Raw genomic sequence first — 16,536 nt, 5'->3', positions numbered from 1 at the left:
GCTTTGGCCTTGTGGCGGCGCCGTGCATCAGGCAAGGCCATGCACGGCGCGGTCCGCTTACTGCGCGCCGGCAGGGTTGCGCAGCTTGATGTGCAGCTCGCGCAGCTGCTTTTCGTCCACTGGCGATGGGGCCTGGGTCAGCAGGTCCTGGGCGCGCTGGGTCTTGGGGAAGGCAATCACGTCGCGGATCGACTCGGAGCCGGTCATCAAGGTGATCAGACGGTCCAGACCGAAGGCCAGGCCGCCGTGGGGAGGCGCGCCGTACTGCAGCGCATCCAGCAGGTAGCCGAACTTGGCACGTGCATCTTCGGCGCTGATCTTCAGGGCCGTGAACACCTTGGACTGCACATCGGCGCGGTGGATACGCACCGAGCCGCCGCCCAGTTCCCAACCGTTGAGCACCATGTCGTAGGCCTTGGCAATGCACTTGCCGGGATCGGTGTCCATCAGGTCCTCATGGCCGTCCTTGGGCGACGTGAAGGGGTGGTGCACGGCCGCCCAGCGGTCGTTTTCCTCGTCATACTCGAACATCGGGAAGTCCACCACCCACAGCGGTGCCCAACGGTCTTCAAACAGACCGGTGCTCTTGCCGAATGCGCTGTGGCCGATCTTGATGCGCAGCGCGCCGATGGCGTCGTTGACCACCTTTTCCTTGTCGGCGCCAAAGAAGATCAAATCGCCGTCCTGCGCTTCGGTGCGCTTGAGGATCTCGGCAATCGCGGCGTCATGGATGTTCTTGACGATCGGCGACTGCAGGCCGTCACGTCCCTTGGCCAGCTCATTGACCTTGATGTAGGCCAGGCCCTTGGCGCCATAGATCTTGACGAAGTCGGTGTAGGCGTCGATGTCGCCACGCGACAGACCGCCCTGCTCGCGCGCGCCGCCTGGCACACGCAGACCCACCACGCGGCCGCCCTTCATGTTGGCAGCGCCGGAGAAGACCTTGAAGTCCACGTCCTTCATCACGTCGGTCAGCTCGGTGAACTCCAGCTTGACGCGCAGGTCCGGCTTGTCCGAGCCAAAGCGGAAGGCTGCGTCCTGGTAGGTCATGATCGGGAACTCGCCCAGATCCACATTCAGCTGGGTCTGGAACACTTCCTTGATCATGCGCTGGAAAATGGCGCGGATCTCTTCTTCGTTCAGGAACGAGGTTTCGCAGTCGATCTGCGTGAACTCGGGCTGGCGGTCAGCGCGCAGGTCTTCGTCGCGGAAGCACTTGGTGATCTGGTAGTAGCGGTCGTAGCCGGCCACCATCAGCATCTGCTTGTACAGCTGGGGCGACTGGGGCAGCGCGAAGAATTCGCCGTCGTGCACGCGGCTGGGCACCAGGTAGTCACGCGCGCCTTCGGGCGTGCTCTTGCCCAGCATCGGCGTTTCGATGTCGATGAAGCCTTCCTTGTCGAGGAAGTTGCGCACCTGGATGGCCGTCTTGTAGCGCAGCATCATGTTGCGCTGCATCGTGGGGCGGCGCAGGTCCAGCACGCGGTTGGTCAGGCGCACGGTCTCCGACAGGTTCTCGTCGTCGAGCTGGAACGGAGGCGTCACCGACGCATTGAGCACGTTCAGCTCGTGGCACAGCACCTCGATCTTGCCGCTCTTGATCGAATCGTTGGTGGTGCCGTCAGGACGGGCACGCACCAGACCCTTGACCTGCACGCAGAACTCATTGCGCACGCCCTCGGCGACCTTGAACATCTCGGCGCGGTCGGGATCGCAGACCACCTGCACATAGCCTTCGCGGTCACGCAGGTCGATGAAAATCACACCACCGTGGTCACGGCGGCGATTGACCCAGCCGCACAGGCTCACGGTTTCGCCCATCTGGGCTTCGGTCACTTGACCGCAGTATTGGGAACGCATTGCCATAGCCAATCTTCCTGCACCGACAAAGGTGCCTTAGTTCTCAGTTATTTAGACCCCGCCGGGGCATCGGGCGCAGCCACGACCCCCATCGAGACGATGTATTTAAGCGCAGCATCCACGCTCATGTTCAATTCAATGCAATCGCGCTTGGGCACCATCACCAGGTAGCCGCCCGTCGGGTTGGGCGTGGTGGGCACATAGACGCTGACAAAAGCGGTATCGGCACTGTCCGGGTTCTGGTGCAGGTGGCTGTCCAGCTCACCGCTGGGAGCACCGGTCACAAAGCCGATGGTCCACATGCCGGGATGGGGCCACTGCACCATGACGGCGGTGCGGAAGGCATTGCCGCTCTCGGAAAACAAGGTGTCGGAGACCTGCTTGACGCTCGAGTAAATCGAGCGCACCACCGGAATGCGGCTGACCAGCGCATCGCCCCAGGCGACCAGCTTGCGGCCGACAAAATTGCTCGCAATGCCGCCGACGATCAGCAGGATCGCCAAGGTCAGCACCACACCAAAGCCGGGAATATGGTAGCCCAGGACCTCGTCTGGCTGCCAGTGTTGCGGCAGGATCAGCAAGGTCTGGTCGAGCGTGCCGATGATCCAGTTGAGCACCCAGACCGTGATGACCCCCGGCACAATGACCAGCAGCCCGGTCAGCAACCATTTACGCAGGGACGCCATCACCGCACGCCGCTTTCAGACCGCCGAGCTGCTGCTGGCAGCCGGTGCGGGTGCAGACGCAGGTGCGGGTGCCGCTGCGGGCGCGGCCGCCTCAGCGGCAGGCGCACCCGCTGGCGCGGCACTGGCCGACTTGCCGCTGAAATCGGTGGCATACCAGCCCGTACCCTTGAGCTGGAACCCCGGGGCCGTCAGTTGCTTGGAAAAGCTGGCTTGCTTGCATTCGGGGCAGTCCGTCAGCGGCGCATCCGATATCTTTTGCAAAACATCCTTGGCATAGCCGCAGGCACTGCACTTGTAGGCGTAAATAGGCATCGCGCGTGTAAGAAAACGGAGGGAAACTCTTGATTATAGGCGGGTTGCAAAACCGATCCCGGGCGTAGGCTAAGCACTACGCCCGCCGTCCAGCCCTGCTCGCTCAGCGCCCCGCCACTGCTGCGCCGGCAGCAGGCGCGGTCTCGGCCACAAAGGCCTGCACATCCGTCTTCTGGTTGCGGATGGCCTGCGGCAGCAGCGAGCCGGCCACCATGCCGGTGAAGGCAGCCAGCACGCCGGCCAGCTGGGCCGGGAACGCAGCGCCCCAGGCCATGTTCAAGCCTGACAGCCAGACGCCGATGCCCAGGAACACCGCCAGCAGCGCCCCCTGCGTGGTCGCACGTTTCCAGTACAGGCCCATCACCAGCGGCACAAAGGCGCCGACCAGCGGCACCTGGTAGGCGCCCGAGACCAGCTCATAGATGGGGGTGCCCTGCATGCGGATCGAATAGGCCAGCACGCAGGCGCTGAACACCAGCACGCTGATGCGCATCGTCTTGAGGTTCTCGCGGTCGCTCACCTGGGGGCGGAACTGGCGCCAGATGTTCTCGGTGAAGGTGACGCTCGGGGCCAGCAAGGTGGCCGAGGCACAGGACTTGATGGCAGACAGCAGCGCGCCAAAGAACAGCACCTGCATCACAAACGGCATCTTCTCCATCACCAACGTGGGCAGCACCTTTTGCGGGTCGTCCTTGAGCAGGCTGGCCGTGGCCTCGGGCATGATGATCAGTGCGCTGGCTACCAGGAACATCGGCACAAAGGCGAACAAAATATAGGCCGAGCCGCCAATCACCGTGCCGCGCACGGCCGACTTCTCGGTGTTGGCCGACATCACGCGCTGGAACACGTCCTGCTGCGGAATCGAGCCCAGCATCATCGTGATGGCTGCGGCAAAGAAGAAGACGATGTCATGCCAGGTCGGCTCGGGCCAAAACTGGAACAGATCGCGGCTGGTGGCCAGGTCGATGACCTTGCCGGCGCCGCCGGCCATGTCCGAGGCGAAGAAGGCCAGCACCATGAGGCCGACCACCAGGATGATCATCTGCACAAAATCGGTGACGGCCACCGACCACATGCCGCCAAACAAGGTGTAGGCCAGGATGGACACCACGCCAATCACCATGCCCATGGAGATGCTGACCGCGCCGCCCGAGAGAAGGTTGAACACCAGGCCCAGGGCCGTGACCTGGGCGGAGACCCAGCCCAGGTAGCTCAGCATGATGATCAGCGAGCAGATGATCTCCACCGCGCTGCCATAGCGCTTGCGGTAGTAGTCGCTGATGGTCAGCAGGTTCATGCGGTAGAGCTTGGCCGCAAAGAACAGGCCCACCAGGATCAGGCAGGTGCCGGCACCAAACGGGTCTTCGACCACATTGCGCAGGCCGCCTTCGATGAACTTGGCCGGCACGCCCAGCACGATCTCCGACCCGAACCAGGTCGCAAACGTGGTGGTAATGATCATGAACAGCGGCAGGTTCCGGCCCGCGACCGCAAAGTCGGCGGTATTCTTCACCCGCTTGGCGGCCCACAGACCTACGCCAATGGTCACGAATAGGTAGGCGATCACCATGTAGAGCAGCACGTTGTCACTCCTGCAAAGGGTAAGGCTGGGGATTGAGGATTAGAAAATTCGGATGCGGATCAGCAGTTGCAGCACCACCAGCCCCAGCACGAAGCCAATACCACCGCAGATGATGATCTGCAGCAGCTTGTTCGTCAATTTCTGCTGCACCAGCAACTCCTTGAGCATCAGGTCGCTGTCCGGGCCCTGGCTGTTGCGCGCCAGGTACTGGTGCACCAGGCGCGGCATGTCGGGCAGCAGCTTGGCATAGCGCGGCGCCTGGGATTTGAGCTCGCGCCACAGGCGCTGGGGGCCCATCTGGTCGAGCATCCATTTCTCGAGAAAGGGCTTGGCGGTGCTCCACAGGTCCAGGTCCGGGTCGAGCTGGCGGCCCAGGCCTTCGATGTTGAGCAGCGTCTTTTGCAGCAGCACCAGCTGCGGCTGGATCTCGACCTGAAAGCGCCGCGAGGTCTGGAACAGGCGCATCAGCACCATGCCCAACGAGATCTCCTTGAGCGGGCGGTCGAAATACGGCTCGCATACCGCGCGGATGGCTGCCTCCAGTTCATCGACCCGGGTGTCGGGCGGCACCCAGCCGCTTTCGATGTGCAGCTCGGCCACGCGCTTGTAGTCGCGGCGGAAAAAAGCGGTGAAGTTCTGCGCCAGATACTCTTTGTCGAACTCGGTCAGGGTGCCGACAATGCCGAAGTCCAGCGAAATATAGCGGCCGAAGCTTTCGGGCTCCAGGCTCACCTGGATATTGCCCGGGTGCATATCCGCATGGAAAAAGCCATCGCGGAACACCTGGGTGAAGAAAATGGTCACGCCATCGCGGGCGAGCTTGGGGATATCGACACCGGCAGCGCGCAAGGTATCGACCTGGTTGATGGGCACGCCATTCATGCGCTCCATCACCATCACTTCCTGGTGGCAGAAATCCCAGAACACCTCGGGGATCAGCACCAGGTCCAGACCTTCCATGTTGCGGCGCAGCTGGGCGGCGTTCGAGGCCTCGCGCATCAGATCGAGCTCGTCGTGCAGGTAGGTGTCGAACTCGGCCACCACCTGGCGCGGCTTGAGGCGCTTGCCGTCGGCAGAGAACTTCTCGACCAGCTCGGCCATCGTGCGCATCAGCGCCAGGTCGCTGTCGATCACCGGCAGCATGCCCGGGCGCAGCACCTTGACGGCAACATCGCGCAGCTCACCCGCACGGGTGCGGATGGTGGCAAAGTGCACCTGGGCAATCGAAGCGCTGGCAATGGGCTTTTCGTCAAAGCTGACAAAGACCTCGGCCAGCGGCTTCCGGAAGGCACGCTCGATGGTCTGCACCGCAATGCGCGGGTCGAACGAGGGCACGCGGTCCTGCAACAGGGACAGCTCTTCGGCGATATCGGGGGGCAGCAGGTCGCGCCGGGTGGACAGCACCTGGCCGAACTTGACAAAGATGGGGCCCAGTTGCTCCAGCGCCTCACGCAGGCGCTGGCCGCGCGGCTCCGTCCACTTGCGGCCTATGCGCAGTACCCGGGTGATGCCCTTGAGCCACGGATGGTTGAAGCTCGACAGCACCATGTCATGCAGACCATAGCGCCAGACCACCCACAATATGGTGAAGCCGCGTAGAAAGCGCGTCATGTCGGTTTGCGCTCGCTGGCCGTGTCGCTGCTGTCGGCACCATAGCCGGGAGGCGTCGGCGGCGCCGGCGGCTGGGCCTGTGCGCTGAAGCGGCCGGCACCAAAGCGGTCGGCCGTACGCACGCCCATGCTGACAAACTGGCGCAGCGCCGCCGCTACGCGCTGGCCCAGCTGGGCCAGCCAATGCGCGGGGGTGTCACCCACCAGGCGGGCCAGGTCTTCTTCCACATCCCAGCGCACATGGTCCACCAGCCACTGAATCTCGGCGGCAAACTGCACATCGCCATCGATGCGGATGGCGGGCTTTTCGCCCTGGATGACGCCGCGCGCCAAGGCCAGCGGCGAGTCGTCCACCACCTGCACGCGCAGATCGGGGGTTTCCTGGGTGCCGGCCAGGTCCAGCAGGCCGGCGGGGGTGATCTTCAGCGCCAGCACGATACTGCGCCACTGCACCTGGACCACGCGTCCGCTTTGGCGCACCAGGCGCTCCATGGCCGCACTTTCCTGCATCAGCACATGGTTGAGGAACAGCACCACGCGGTGCTGCACCTCCGACACCAGCCACTGCGGGGGTTGGGCCGACTCCAGAATGCGCGCAAAAATGCCGCCCGGAAAAGAAAAAGGGGACTGTGTTGCCATAGTCCCCAATTATTCCCCAAGTCCGCCGCCTGTCGTAAGCATTAACAGGCAAAGCGGTGGAGTTTTACGGTTTGCTTACTGAAGGGCCTGAAGGCCTGCCACCAGCCAGCCGCTGGTGCCGTCCTTGGGCTTGGTCATGTTCCAGACTTCGCGGAAAGGGCTCGGGCCGGCATGGGCTTCTTCGCGGATCATGCCCGAGAACTCGACGCTGGCCATGTAGGCATTGCCCACATCCTCGATACCCAGCAACTGGGCTTCGAGCATCACCACGTCGGTCTGGTTGGGCTGCACGCCTTCACGGTGCTGCTCACGGTCCTGCAGCTGGCCCTTGACTTCGCCGAGCATGTCGTCGGTCATCATCGAGCGCAGGGTGTTGATGTCCGAACGGTCCCAGGCAGATTGCAGGGTCACAAAATTGCGCTTGGCAGCTTCCAGGAAGCCATGGGTATCAAAGCCTTCCGGCACGCCCCAGGATTGGGCACCGGCCAGGCCGGAGCCGATCATGCTGCCGCCAGCGGCAGCGGCGGGCGCTGCACCCTGCTCCCAGGGGCGGGCCGATGCATCGTTGCCGACCTTCTCGGGGTTGTACTGCGGGGCCACCGGTGCCGATACCGGCGCTTGCGGCGCGGCATTGCCTGCACCCTGGAACGCAAACGGCGACTGCGCAGGCTGGGCAGCAGCTGCACCCTTGCGGCGCATCACAAAGCCGACGATGGCCAGCACGGCCATGATGGCCAGGCCGATCAGCAGCATGTTGGCGAAGGCTTCACCAAAGCCCAGCGAATGGGCCAGCCAGGCCAGACCCAGGCCGGCGGCCAGGCCACCCAGCATCGCGCCCCAAGGCTTCTTGGGGGCAGCAGGGGCGGCATTCGGGGTGGCGGGACGCTGGGCCTGCGCAGGTGCGGTGGCATTGTTGCCAGGCGCTTGCGCCGGCGTGGCCTGCCGCTGGGTCACATTACCGGACTGCTGGCCCATGGACTTGCCACCTCCCATGCGCTTGGCATCGGCATCGAGGTGCACAAATGCCAGCAGTACCACCAAGACCACTGACCACAGTTTTGTCATATTTGCTCCGTTTTGTTAGTGCCGGCACGCCTTGGCGCCGGCTATTGCGTTCACGCCCGCTTCTCAGCAACTCCGGTCTGTTGTGTTGTATTGCGCTGGGCGCTGGGCAGGCACCTGGCTTTGCGACCGGTATCGCGTCTTACTTTTTCAGCATTTGATCCCGACGTGCAAGGCGGTAATCCCTGCCGTCATGTTGTGGTAGTCCACATGGCCAAAGCCTGCTTTTTGCATCATGGCCTTGAGCTCAGCCTGGCCCGGATGCATGCGGATCGATTCGGCCAGGTAGCGGTAGCTGTCGGCATCGCCGGCCACCATCTTTCCTATACGTGGCAGCACCTGGAAGGAATACAAGTCATAGGCCTTCTCCAGCGGCTTGGCCACCTTGGAGAATTCCAGCACCAGCAGCTTGCCGCGCGGCTTGAGCACGCGGCACATTTCCTTGAGCGCCTGGTCCTTGTTGGTCATGTTGCGCAGACCGAAGGCCACGCTCACCACGTCAAAGTGCTGGTCCGGGAAAGGCAGGGCTTCCGCATCACAGACCGTGGTGGGCAGGTTCAGCCCCTTGTCGATCAGGCGGTCACGGCCCACGCGCAGCATGGCCTCGTTGATATCGGTGTGCACCACCTGGCCGCTGTGGCCGACCTTTTTCGCAAATGCCAACGACAGATCGCCGGTACCGCCTGCGATGTCCAGCACCCGCTGGCCCTCCTTGAGGTTGGCAACCATGACGGTGTAATGCTTCCAGACCCGGTGCAAGCCACCGGACATCAGGTCGTTCATCACGTCATATTTGCTCGCGACCGAGTCGAACACACCGCGCACCTTGCGCGCCTTGTCCTTCTCGTCAACGGTCTCAAATCCAAAGTGGGTGGTGCTCATGGTGTGAATGCTAGCAAGCTCTGTAACGTCCGACCCCCATACCCCGGATTATTCGAGGGTATGCAGTTCAATGCATAAAACGCCCAAAGCCAATGATGGCGAATACTCAGAGCTATAAGTTTAATAGCTTTAAATACAAAATTTTTCCGAATGACCGCGTCGCCATTCAGTGATAAGGGCCAGCGCTGGCTCAGTGCTGGTGTCCGCAGGCACTGCCCGCCTTGCCTGGCATCGGCTGGTCGCGGTCAGCACCTGCTGCCTGCAGGCGGTCGAGGTAGTCCTGCCACAGCGCGCTTTGGCGGCTGCCCAGCTCGTAGAGGTACTGCCAGCTGTAGAGGCCGCTTTCATGGCCGTCGGAGAAGATGGGCTTGATGGCGTAGTTGCCCACCGGCTCCACCGCCACAATGGCCACATCGCGCTTGCCGGTCTGCAGCACTTCCTGGCCCGGGCCATGGCCCTGCACTTCGGCCGACGGTGAATACACGCGCAGCAGCTCGAACGGCAGCTTGAATACCGCGCCGTCGGCATATTGCACTTCCAGCACGCGGCTTGCGCCATGCACCGTCAACGCGGTCGGTGTCGGGGTATCGCGGTTCAAGCCAGCCATCGGATTCCTTTACAGCCCCGCAGCGCACACTGCGGATAAAACAGCTCATTACGCACAACTGGCGTGCGCAATGCTATCAAAAACAATAGCAATTATGCCGCAACGAGGCGCTCTAGCGCAGCCACCATGCGCGCCTCGGCGGCTGGCAGCTGCGCGGTCAGCTCGGCTTCCAGCGCAGCGTTGCGCTCACGTTGCGCCGCAGCCCATACCGAGCCTGGAAAGTGGCTGTCGCCGCTGTAGCGAGCAATCACATGCCAATGCAGATGCGGCACCATATTGCCCAGCGCAGCCACATTGATCTTGCGCGGCGCGGGGGTCATTGCACGCAATGCCAGCTCCACAGCCACCACAGCATCCATGCACCATTGGCGCTGCGCGTCAGGCAGATCGGAGAACTCTGCCACATGTGCAGCCCAGACCACCCGGTAGAAAGCAGGAAAACCCGCTTCTTGCGCATGGATGACACGCAAGGCACCGCCCGCACGAGCGCCCTGCCACACCAGACGGCCGCCTGCACCATCGCACAGCGGGCAGCCGGGGTTCGGTTCGATCGCAGGATGGGTCATACCAGCACCCGCTCGATGCCACCGTTGTTGGCGCGTTGCACATAGTCGGGCATCCAGTTGTCGCCCAGAATCTCGCGCGCCATCTCGACGACGATGTAATCGGCTTCGAGCAGCCCGTTTTGCAGGTCACCCTGGTAGCGGTTCAAGCCCTGCAGGCAGCTCGGGCAGCTGGTCAGGATCTTGACGTTCTCCTTGGCCTCCACCTGGCCGGACTCGCGCAGCTGCGCTTCGCCCTTGCGGATTTCTTCGGTCTTGCGAAAGCGGATCTGCGTCGAGATATCGGGACGGGTCACACCCAATGTGCCCGATTCGCCGCAGCAGCGTTCGCTCTTGAGCACGTTGTCACCCACCAGGGCCTTGACGGTCTTCATCGGGTCCTGCTGCTTCATCGGTGTGTGGCAGGGGTCGTGGTACAGGTAGGAACTCTTGCCCTGCAAGGTCACACCCTTTTCCAGCAGGTATTCATGGATGTCGATGATGCGGCAGCCGGGGAAGATCTTGTCGAACTGGTAGCCCTGCAGCTGGTCGTAGCAGGTGCCGCAGCTCACCACCACGGTCTTGATGTCCAGGTAGTTCAAGGTGGTGGCCACACGGTGGAAGAGCACCCGGTTGTCGGTGATCATCTTCTCGGCCTTGTCGAACTGGCCCGAGCCGCGCTGGGGATAACCGCAGCACAGGTAGCCCGGTGGCAGCACGGTCTGCACGCCGGCATGCCAGAGCATGGCCTGCGTGGCCAGGCCCACCTGGCTGAACAGGCGCTCGGAGCCGCATCCGGGGAAATAGAACACCGCCTCCGTCTCAGAGGTGGTGGTCTTCGGGTCCCGGATGATGGGCACGTAGTCCTTGTTCTCGATATCGAGCAGCGCGCGCGCCGTCTGCTTGGGCAGGCCACCGGGCAACTTCTTGTTGACGAAGTGGATCACCTGCTCCTTGAGCGGCGCGGTGCCGACGCTGGCAGGCGGGTGCGCGGTCTGGCGCTTGCCAAAACCCTTGAGCACATCGACCGCCAGGCGCTGGGCCTTGAAGCCCACGCCCACCATGGTCTTGCGCAGCAGCTTGATGGTGTCGGGGTTGGTCGCGTTGAGCATGGCCATGGCGACCTTGTTGCCCGGACGGAAGCTCTTCTTGCCCATCTGGCGCAGCAGGTTGCGCATGTTCATCGTCACATCGCCAAAGTCGATCTTGACCGGGCAAGGCGTGGCGCACTTGTGGCAGACGGTGCAGTGGTCCGAGACGTCCTCGAACTCCTGCCAGTGGCGGATCGACACGCCACGGCGCGTCTGCTCTTCATACAGGAAGGCCTCGACCAGCAGCGACGTCGCCAGAATCTTGTTGCGCGGGCTGTAGAGCAGGTTGGCGCGCGGCACATGGGTGGCGCAGACCGGCTTGCACTTGCCGCAGCGCAGGCAGTCCTTGACCGAATCGGCAATCGCGCCGATATGGCTTTGCTGCATGATCAGCGACTCATGCCCCATCAGGCCGAACGATGGCGTGTAGGCATTGGTCAGATCGGCGTACATCAGCGACTTGCGCGATTTGTCGCCGGCATAGGTCTGCTCCAGCAGCAGGCGGCGCTCTTCGGGGCGCAGCAGCTTGCCCTTGTTGAAGTGGCCGTGCGGGTCGATCTTGGCCTTGTACTCGGCAAAGGGGCGCAGCTCGTCGTCGCTCAAGAACTCCAGCTTGGTGATACCGATGCCGTGCTCGCCGGAGATCACGCCATCGAGGCTGCGCGCCAGCGCCATGATGCGGGCCACGGCGGCATGCGCGGTGGTCAGCATTTCGTAGTCATCGCTGTTGACCGGCAGGTTGGTGTGCACGTTGCCGTCGCCGGCGTGCATGTGCAGTGCCACAAACACGCGGCCCTTGAGCACGCGCTGGTGGATGGCAATGACCTCGTCCATGATCGGCTGGTAGGCCGAGCCGGCAAAGATGGCGGCCAGCGGCGCGCGCAGATCGCTCTTCCAGCTGGCGCGCAGGCTGTGGTCCTGCAGCTGGCGGAAATTCTCGGCCACGCCATCGAGCCATGCCTGCCAGCGGCTGCGCACGTCGGTCAGCAGCACCAGCGCCTGGGCCACGCGGTCTTCCAGCAGCTCGGCGGACGGGATGTCGTTGGCATCATCCTGCTTGCCCAGCGGCAGCTTGCCCTTGGCAAAAAAGTCGTGCAGTGCATCACACAGCTTGATCTTGTTGTTCAGCGACAGCTCGATGTTGATGCGCTCGATGCCGTCGGTGTACTCGGCCATGCGGGGCAGCGGAATCACCACGTCTTCATTGATCTTGAAGGCGTTGGTATGGCGGCTGATGGCCGCCGTGCGCTTGCGGTCCAGCCAGAATTTCTTGCGGGCCTCGGGGCTGATGGCGATAAAGCCTTCACCGCTGCGCGAGTTGGCAATGCGCACCACTTCGCTGGTCACGCGCGCCACCTCATCGGGGTTGTCGCCAACGATGTCGCCAAACAGCACCATCTTGGGCAGGCCGCCATGCTTCTTGCTCTTGGTGGCATAGCCCACTGCCTTCAGGTAGCGGTCATCCAGATGCTCCAGCCCGGCCAGCAACACGCCGCAGCGCTTTTGCTCGCCAAACATATAGTCCTTGATCTCGACGATCGAGGGCACGGCATCCTTGGCATTGCCAAAGAACTCCAGGCAGACGGTGCGGGTGTGCGACGGCATGCGGTGCACGACCCAGCGCGCGCTGGTGATCAGGCCGTCACAGCCCTCTTTCTGAATGCCCGGCAGGCCCGAGAGGAACTTGTCGGTCACATCCTTGCCCAGGCCTTCCTTGCGGAACTTGTAGCCGGGAATGTCGAGGCGCTCGGTGCGCACCAGGGTCTTGCCGTCAGCCTCCAGGTATTTCAGCTCGAAGCTGGCCATCTCGGCATCGTGGATCTTGCCCAGGTTGTGGTCCAGGCGCGTGACTTCCAGCCACTGCGCATCGGGCGTGACCATGCGCCAGCTGGCCAGGTTGTCCAGCGCCGTGCCCCAGAGCACGGCCTTCTTGCCGCCGGCGTTCATCGCGATGTTGCCGCCGATGCACGAGGCCTCGATCGACGTCGGATCGACCGCAAACACAAAACCACCGCGCTCGGCGGCATCGGCCACACGCTGGGTCACCACGCCGGCTTGCGACCAGACGGTGGGCACCGGGTGGTCGATGCCCGGCAGCGACACCATCTCCACCTCGGACATCTTCTCCAGCTTCTCGGTGTTGATGACGGCACTGCGCCAGCTCAGCGGAATGGCGCCGCCGGTGTAGCCGGTGCCACCTCCGCGGGGCACGATGGTCAGCCCCAGGTCGATACAGGCCTTGACCAGCACGGCCATTTCTTCTTCCGTGTCGGGCGTCAAAACGACGAACGGGTACTCGACGCGCCAGTCGGTCGCGTCGGTCACATGGCTCACGCGCGAGAGGCCATCGAACTTGACATTGTCCTTCGCGGTCAGCGGCTTGAAGGTGCGCAGCACCTTGCGGCGCAGCTCGGTGGCCTCCTGCAACGTGGTGTCGAACTCGGACACCGCCACCTGCGCTGCTGCAATCAGCTGCCCCACCAGTGCATCGCGCGCCGGGTCCTCGGCAGGCGCACGGCGCTTTTGCACCTCGGCCAGGCGGTGCTCCAGCGCTTCCACCAGCTGCTTGCGGCGGCCGGGGTTGTGCAGCAGGTCGTCTTGCAGGTAGGGGTTGCGCTGCACCACCCAGATATCGCCCATCACCTCGTACAGCATGCGGGCCGAGCGTCCCGTCTTGCGCTCCTGGCGCAGCTGGTCCAGCAGATCCCAGGCCTGCGAGCCCAGCAGGCGAATCACGATTTCGCGGTCGGAGAACGAGGTGTAGTTGTAGGGGATCTCGCGGAGACGGGCGGGCCCGTCAACCTGTGCTTGCAAGCTTGCCAGCGCAATCGGTGCGTTCATGTGTGGGACCTGTATGGGAGCGGGCGCTCCCTTATATGGGTAAGCAGTGGGGCCACCGATTTTATGACACAGGGCTTGCACGCATGGCTGGCCCTTTTAAAACATGGTACGCCGCAGTCTGGCTTTGCCGGGCGTCATCAGCCAGTCGTCAGCGTAGACCCGCGCTGGCCAGCTCAGGCCTGCGTCAGTACGTACTTTTTCCTATTTTTTCTTATTTGATCGAAATTGAGCATTTCGAACCAGCGGCTCGCCCTTACCACAACTGTTTGACAGAGCCATGTGACAACCTTTATGCAGTGTCGCGTCTAAACCCCTAAGGTTACACTTTTCTCTCGATTACGAATGGCGGCTGAACTACAATCGTAACGCCTTGTATTTGTTGACGCTGTGCGGATGGGCGCTGGCTTTCCCCAGTTGCCCAAAACCAGCGGATATGCCACAACGTCACAGAACATTCACAAACGCCACATACGATTCGTTTTTGAGCGTTTTATAAACCCCTAGGAGCATTCATGCACTTCAAGCGTTTGGTCATCGCTGCCGGTATTGCAGCCACTACCAGCCTGTCCGCCCATGCCGTCACCGAGATCCAATGGTGGCACTCCATGACCGCCGTGAACAACGAATGGGTCAACGACCTGGCCAAGGAGTTCAACGAGAGCCAGAAGGAATACAAGGTTGTGCCCACCTTCAAGGGTGTGTACGACGAGTCGATGACTGCAGCGATCGCGGCTTTCCGCTCGGGCAATGCGCCCCACATCCTGCAAGTGTTTGAAGTGGGCACCGCCACGATGATGGCTTCCAAGGGTGCTACCGTGCCCGTGGGCAAGGTGATGTCGGACGCCGGCGTGTCCTTCGACCCCAAGGCTTACATCCCCGCCGTGGCCGGTTACTACACTGCGCCCAACGGCCAGATGCTGAGCTTCCCGTTCAACAGCTCAACGACCATCTTCTATTACAACAAGGACGCCTTCAAGAAGGCAGGCCTGGACGCGGAAAAGGCGCCCACCACCTGGCCTGAAGTGTTCGCTGCGGCCAAGAAGCTCAAGGAAAGCGGCCACAGCTGCCCGATGACGCTGGCATGGCAAGGCTGGACCCAGCTGGAGTCCTTCTCCACCTGGCACAACGTCGAGTTCGCGACCGAGCACAACGGCCTCTCGGCCAACGGCTACAAGGCTCGCCTCAAGCTCAACTCGCCGCTGCACGTCAAGCACATCGACAACCTGGCCGCTGCGGCCAAGGCCGGTGAGTTTGTCTACAAGGGCCGTGCTTCCACCGCCCAGGCGTCCTTCACCGCCGGTGAATGCGCGATGATCCAGACCTCGTCCGGTTTCTACGGCGACGTGGCCAAGAACGCCAAGTTCGCCTACGGCCTGGCACCTCTGCCTTACTACCCTGACGTCAAGGGCGCACCACAGAACACCGTGATCGGTGGCGCATCGCTGTGGGTGATGGCTGGCAAGAAGTCCGAAGAGTACAAGGGCGTGGCCAAGTTCTTCGAATTCCTGTCGCAAACCAAGGTGCAGGCCGCTTCGCACCAACGCACCGGCTACCTGCCTGTGACCATGGCAGCGTATGACCTGACCGAGAAGTCCGGCTTCTACCAAAAGAACCCTGGCACCGACACCGCCGTGACCCAGATGATCCGCAAGGTCACTGACAACTCGCGTGGTATCCGTCTGGGCAACTACGTACAGATCCGCACCATCGAGGACGAAGAACTCGAACAGGTCTGGGCTGGCAAGAAGACTGGCAAGGAAGCCCTGGACGCCATCGTGTCCCGCGGCAACGAACTGCTGGCTCGCTTCGAAAAGTCGTACAAGCCTTAATCCTTTCATCACAGGCGCCAATCCCGCACGCGTGGGGCTGGCGCAGTCGATGAACCATCGCCCGGCGGCTGCCTGCAGCCCCGGCGGTTTTTTTGTTTTTAAGCTCCATCATGGAAAAACGCGTACTTTTCCGCTCTAAATGGCTGCCCTGGGTGTTGATTGCACCGCAGTTGCTGATCATTGGCATTTTCTTTTTCTGGCCCGCTGGCCAGGCTGTGCTGCAGTCCTTCCAGATGGAAGACGCCTTTGGCATGAGCACCGAATGGGTCGGGCTGGATAACTTCCGCAACCTGTTCTCCGATCCCACCTATCTGAATTCCTTCAAGCGCACCGCCATGTTCTCGGTGCTGGTCGCAGGCGCTGGCATTGCCATCTCGCTGGTGCTGGCCATCTTTGCAGACCGCATCGTGCGCTTCGCGATGGTCTACAAGACCTTGCTGATCGTCCCCTATGCCGTCGCGCCCGTCATTGCCGGCGTGCTGTGGGTGTTTCTGTTCTCGCCCTCCATTGGCGTGGTCACCTACTACCTGGGCAAGCTGGGCTACAACTGGAACCACATGATGAATGACAACCAGGCGATGGCGCTGATCGTCATGGCCTCGGTGTGGAAGCAGATTTCCTACAACTTCCTGTTCTTCCTCGCGGGCCTGCAGTCCATCCCCAAGGCACTGATTGAAGCCGCCTCCATCGACGGTGCCGGACCCTGGCGCCGTTTCTGGAACATCCAGCTGCCGCTGCTGTCGCCGACCACCTTCTTCCTGCTGGTGATCAACATCGTCTACGCGTTCTTCGACACCTTTGGCATCATCGATGCCGCAACGCAGGGCGGCCCCGGCCAATCGACGTCTATCCTGGTCTACAAGGTCTACCAGGACGGCTTCAAGGCGCTGGATCTGGGCGGCTCGGCAGCGCAGTCCGTCGTGCTGATGCTGATCGTCATTGTGCTGACCGTGGTTCAGTTCCGCTATGTTGAAAAGAAAGTGCAGTACTGAT

Annotated in this window: 13 protein-coding genes; 2 read left to right on the top strand and 11 right to left on the bottom strand. The window is 62.4% G+C overall.

Annotated features, from left to right (window positions below):
- Positions 1-57: 57 nt before the first annotated feature.
- From aspS to AB7A72_RS15275, 11 genes are all read right to left on the bottom strand, one after another.
- Positions 58-1,866 carry an aspartate--tRNA ligase gene (aspS, locus tag AB7A72_RS15325; RefSeq protein ID WP_312529482.1) on the bottom strand — a complete coding sequence of 603 codons (1,809 nt, stop codon included), beginning with the start codon at positions 1,864-1,866 and terminating at the stop codon, positions 58-60.
- 41 nt (positions 1,867-1,907) lie between these two features.
- A complete protein-coding gene (locus AB7A72_RS15320; RefSeq protein ID WP_239810825.1) occupies positions 1,908-2,546 on the bottom strand; it encodes a DUF502 domain-containing protein in 639 nt (212 codons plus the stop codon).
- 15 nt (positions 2,547-2,561) lie between these two features.
- Positions 2,562-2,858 (bottom strand): FmdB family zinc ribbon protein, encoded by a 297-nt coding sequence (locus tag AB7A72_RS15315; protein ID WP_312451938.1) that lies wholly within the window; start codon positions 2,856-2,858, stop codon positions 2,562-2,564.
- 103 nt (positions 2,859-2,961) lie between these two features.
- Positions 2,962-4,440, bottom strand: a complete 1,479-nt coding sequence (locus AB7A72_RS15310; protein ID WP_369460447.1) for a sodium:solute symporter family protein — start codon at positions 4,438-4,440, stop codon at positions 2,962-2,964.
- A 39-nt stretch (positions 4,441-4,479) separates the two neighbouring features.
- On the bottom strand, positions 4,480-6,051 hold the full coding sequence (ubiB, locus tag AB7A72_RS15305) for a ubiquinone biosynthesis regulatory protein kinase UbiB (RefSeq protein ID WP_369460446.1): 1,572 nt from the start codon (positions 6,049-6,051) through the stop codon (positions 4,480-4,482).
- The gene (locus AB7A72_RS15300) at positions 6,048-6,689 is read right to left on the bottom strand and encodes a hypothetical protein (protein ID WP_369460445.1); all 642 of its coding nucleotides are present in this window, start codon (positions 6,687-6,689) and stop codon (positions 6,048-6,050) included. The genes ubiB and AB7A72_RS15300 overlap by 4 nt, the downstream gene beginning before the upstream one ends.
- A 75-nt stretch (positions 6,690-6,764) precedes the next feature.
- The gene (locus AB7A72_RS15295; protein ID WP_230770626.1) at positions 6,765-7,754 is read right to left on the bottom strand and encodes a Tim44 domain-containing protein; all 990 of its coding nucleotides are present in this window, start codon (positions 7,752-7,754) and stop codon (positions 6,765-6,767) included.
- A 147-nt stretch (positions 7,755-7,901) separates the two neighbouring features.
- Positions 7,902-8,633 (bottom strand): bifunctional demethylmenaquinone methyltransferase/2-methoxy-6-polyprenyl-1,4-benzoquinol methylase UbiE, encoded by a 732-nt coding sequence (gene ubiE, locus AB7A72_RS15290; RefSeq protein ID WP_312416405.1) that lies wholly within the window; start codon positions 8,631-8,633, stop codon positions 7,902-7,904.
- 190 nt (positions 8,634-8,823) lie between these two features.
- Positions 8,824-9,240 (bottom strand): DUF971 domain-containing protein, encoded by a 417-nt coding sequence (locus AB7A72_RS15285; RefSeq protein WP_312416408.1) that lies wholly within the window; start codon positions 9,238-9,240, stop codon positions 8,824-8,826.
- A 92-nt stretch (positions 9,241-9,332) separates the two neighbouring features.
- Positions 9,333-9,806, bottom strand: a complete 474-nt coding sequence (locus AB7A72_RS15280) for an HIT family protein (protein WP_312529469.1) — start codon at positions 9,804-9,806, stop codon at positions 9,333-9,335.
- The gene (locus AB7A72_RS15275; protein WP_312416414.1) at positions 9,803-13,714 is read right to left on the bottom strand and encodes an FAD/FMN-binding oxidoreductase; all 3,912 of its coding nucleotides are present in this window, start codon (positions 13,712-13,714) and stop codon (positions 9,803-9,805) included. The genes AB7A72_RS15280 and AB7A72_RS15275 overlap by 4 nt, the downstream gene beginning before the upstream one ends.
- A 512-nt stretch (positions 13,715-14,226) precedes the next feature.
- Between AB7A72_RS15275 and ugpB the strand changes: the two genes are divergently transcribed.
- Together ugpB and ugpA are read left to right on the top strand one after the other, a co-directional pair.
- On the top strand, positions 14,227-15,543 hold the full coding sequence (gene ugpB / locus AB7A72_RS15270; protein ID WP_369460444.1) for a sn-glycerol-3-phosphate ABC transporter substrate-binding protein UgpB: 1,317 nt from the start codon (positions 14,227-14,229) through the stop codon (positions 15,541-15,543).
- Between the two features lie 110 nt (positions 15,544-15,653).
- Positions 15,654-16,535 (top strand): sn-glycerol-3-phosphate ABC transporter permease UgpA, encoded by an 882-nt coding sequence (ugpA, locus tag AB7A72_RS15265; RefSeq protein ID WP_239810815.1) that lies wholly within the window; start codon positions 15,654-15,656, stop codon positions 16,533-16,535.
- The last annotated feature ends 1 nt before the right edge of the window (position 16,536 follow it).

The organism is Comamonas sediminis (assembly GCF_041107495.1).
Taxonomy (GTDB): Bacteria; Pseudomonadota; Gammaproteobacteria; order Burkholderiales; family Burkholderiaceae_C; genus Comamonas; species Comamonas sediminis.
This window is presented reverse-complemented; position numbering and strand designations above follow the sequence as displayed.